Consider the following 3,193-nt stretch of genomic DNA (forward strand, 5'->3'; position numbering starts at 1 on the left):
GTCCGGCACGCGGCCAGCCCCACCCCCAGCAACAGCAGTCCCAGCCCCCTCAAGGCGCTTCCAGCGAATGAACGGCTCTCATGCAATGCCATGCGTGTCTTCCCAATCATGAAAGGGATACGCCCGCGGCCGGCCCCGTGGGCTGGAGAAAGTCACTTGGGGGGAGGATTTCCTGACAGCCGATCGCAATGGCAGACGTGCGGGTGCCCTGCCACGGAAGCGGCGCACCACGACACTGCGCTGTCATCTGGACTTCCCCCTCGACTGCGGAGGGACACCCCGGCCTGGCGCCCGCGCGGGGGAGATTACCACGGCGCTCCGCTGAGCATGGATGGCCCCGGGGTGCGGCCTTCAGCGACCCACGCCCATGCGCGTCCACAACTCCAGCAGCGTGCGCAGCACGGACGCATCCGGCACGTCCGCCGCGGGCGGCACGTCCACGCGGATGCCCTGCGCCGCCAGCCGCGTGAACGGGTTGTCCGCGTCTGGCGTCTTCAACGGCACGGAGGGGTCCGCCGGCCGGAAGCCGAACGCCAGCGCCCGGGCCTGCACCGCCGGGCTGCGCAGGAAGGCCACCCACTCCAGCGCGGCCTCGCGCTGTTCGGGCGTCACCCAGTCCGCCTGGAGCACCGCCGCCGGGTGGTCGCTCCACAGCGTCACCGGCGGGTAGTCCACCCTCAACGGCCCCCAGCGTCCCTGCGCGTTGCCCAGCTGCGCGATGGCCAGGCTCTCGTACACCAGCGCCAGGTCGTAGCGGGACGGCCCGTAGCGCACCAGGTCCGTCATGAACGTGCCCGTGGACGGCTCGAAGCGCGTCACGCCCCGCTCCAGCCCCTGGAGCCACGCCTGATAGCCCGGGTCCAGCAGGTCGCCTTCCTTCACGGCCGTGCGCCGGCCCAGGTACTCCAGCGTCGCGGACAGGAGCGCCTGCAGGCCGGAGTTGGACTTCGTGGGGTCCGTGTGGCCCAGCTTCACGAAGCCCCACTCCGGCGGGCCACCCACCGCGGGCCAGCCCCGGTCGCTCGCCACCGCGCGCTGGAGCGTCTTCCACGACAGGGCCGCCCCCCCACCCGCCTTGCGCAACACGTCCATCCGGTCCTGCCAGCCCACGAACACGAGCGGGGTGATCACCAGCGGATGAGGCACAGCCTCGCCCTCGGTGGCGAACAGCGGCCCGTGCGCGGCGTCCGTCGCCCAGTCCGCCGCGAGCATGCGCAGCTCCGCGCTGTCCGCGGGGCTCCACACCGTGGGCTTCTCACGCCCTTCCAGGATGGCCTGCGCCGCCTCCAGCGAGCCCCGCCCCACCAGCGTCACCCGCACGCGCGGATGCGTCCGCTGGAAGTCCGCGAGCGCCGCCTCCACCCACGCCCGCTTCTCCGTGCTGTAGAGGAACGTGATGTCCGTCACGCGCCTTCGCGACGGAAGCGGTGTGGACGTGGACTCCGGCTCGGTCGCCACCGCGCGGGGCGTCTCCGGGGCCGTCAGCAGGTAGAACACCCCCAGGGCCGCGGCCAGCACGCCAATGAGGAGGAGCATCCGGGGCTTCATGTCCCCCCTCGTACCCCGGGTCGCGGTCCCGGAAAGCCCGGCGGTGCTTTTGTCACAACCCTGTCACTCACGACTTCTCCCCCGGCCGCTCCCCTTCCAGGGACTCTCCGGGCGGTTTGTTTGGACCCATAGGGCTGGCAGAATGGGCCGGATGACGACACTGGCACGAAGCATCGCGCTCCTGGGACTGGGAGCGGTGTTCGGGGGCTGCGCGGCGAAGCAGGCCCCTCCCGTCCAGCACTACGCCCTGGGCATGTCCCGGGCGGAGTATCGGGATTACGCGGGCGCGAAGGCGAGTCCCTGTGACGCGGAGCCGCGCTGGTTCCAGGACGAGCTGACCGCGGTGAACGGCCTCCTGGCCCGATTCATCAAGGAGACGGAGCAGGCCCTGGATCCGAAGGCGCTGGAGCACCCGAAGCAGCTGGCGCTCCTGGAGGAGGGGCTGCGCACGCTGCCCCCGGTGCTGAAGGTGCACGAGGCCAACCTCCGGGCGCTGTCGTCCTGCGGCTTCCGGCGCTCGGGCGCGTTCCCGGACCTGGCCCAGCGCGGCGCGGCGCTGCTGACGGAGTCCAAGGAACGGATGGCACTGGGGCCCCAGATTCAGGCGGCCGCGGCGCTGCGCGAGGCCCAGAAGCAGTGGCGCGAGCAGGGCCCGGCGCGCGAGGCGAAGGCGAAGGAGACGTGGTGCCCGAAGCCCTCCAAGGTGGGCCAGCCGGACCTCTACTTCGCGCGGCAGTCGCCGGAGGGGCGCACCGAGTGGTTCTTCTGTGACGGCCACGTCGTGGAGAAGTCCGGCGACGCGGAGCCCGCGCTGCTGAGCCCGGAGGGGCTGTCCAAGGCGGACCGGCGGCGCGTGCAGGCGAAGAAGTACCTGGAGGCGGCGCAGGCCTACCCCGCGGAGGAGATGGACCGCGAGCCCTCGGCCGCCACCCTCCAGAAGCCCGCCGCGTCCGAGAGCGGCAGCGCGACGGGAAGCGAACCGTAGGCCAGCGCGTGACGCGGGGGTCTCCGGCGTCACGCTCCCAGCCGGGCGAGCCGCTTCGACAGGTGCGCGTCGCCGCTCGCGTCCACGCCGCCCACGAAGGCGGCCAGCGAGTGGCCCGCGCCGGACAGGTGGGCCTCCACGTGCGGCTTGAGCACGGCCCAGCGCTTCGTCCACGCATCCTCCGAGCCGTCGCGCAGGTCCGGGCGCTCGCTGAGGAGCGCCGTCACGCGCAGCGCCAGCTCCGGGTCGGAGAGCGTCCGCGCGGCGGCCACGCCCGGAGGCACCGAGCCCGCGGGCGCGGCCTTCCACATCTCCGCCGCGCGCTGGAAGGCGGCCACGTCCACCTGGGACAGGAGCCCCAGCGCGTGGCGCACCGGCAGCCGGCCTTCCGCCTTGGGCCCCACCACGTGCGCCATCAGCGCGGTGAAGGGCGCGGCCAGGGCCGGGTGCGCCGCGGGGTCCACGCCGCCCAGGGCGCGGAGCGCGTGGCGGGCCTTGCGCGACAGCCGCGTCACCTTCCAGCTGGGCCCCTTGAGGCGCGACTGGAGCAGCGTGAGCGCGGACGCGGCGGCGGCCACGGCCTCCGGACCGGGCGTGGCGGGGGCCACGCGGCGCGGCAGCACGAGCGCGGGGGGCGGCGCGGCGGCGGCCTTCGGGGAT

At 73.5% G+C, this 3,193-nt stretch carries 3 protein-coding genes; 1 reads left to right on the top strand and 2 read right to left on the bottom strand.

What is annotated here, in order from left to right; translation table 11 throughout:
• Positions 1-351 precede the first annotated feature (351 nt).
• Complete coding sequence (locus D7X32_RS43775; protein ID WP_120608392.1) at positions 352-1,548, bottom strand: substrate-binding domain-containing protein; 1,197 nt, start codon at positions 1,546-1,548, stop codon at positions 352-354.
• A 151-nt stretch (positions 1,549-1,699) separates the two neighbouring features.
• Here D7X32_RS43775 and D7X32_RS43780 point away from each other — a divergent pair, with 151 nt between their 5' ends.
• Entirely contained in the window at positions 1,700-2,533 is an 834-nt protein-coding gene (locus D7X32_RS43780; RefSeq protein WP_244239517.1) for a hypothetical protein, read from the top strand.
• Positions 2,534-2,562: 29 nt separating this feature from the next.
• Here the strand turns inward: D7X32_RS43780 and D7X32_RS43785 are convergent.
• The coding region (locus D7X32_RS43785) for a molybdenum metabolism regulator (RefSeq protein WP_120608394.1) at positions 2,563-3,193 on the bottom strand (631 nt) is incomplete at its 5' end.

This window comes from Corallococcus carmarthensis, from assembly GCF_003611695.1.
In the GTDB taxonomy this organism is placed as follows: Bacteria; Myxococcota; Myxococcia; order Myxococcales; family Myxococcaceae; genus Corallococcus; species Corallococcus carmarthensis.

What these genes read in the sequence shown, in the direction of transcription:
- D7X32_RS43775 (WP_120608392.1), bottom strand. Translation starts at nt 1,548, where the DNA reads ATGAAGCCCCGGATGCTCCTCCTCATTGGCGTGCTGGCCGCGGCCCTG.
- D7X32_RS43780 (WP_244239517.1), top strand. Translation starts at nt 1,700, where the DNA reads ATGACGACACTGGCACGAAGCATCGCGCTCCTGGGACTGGGAGCGGTG.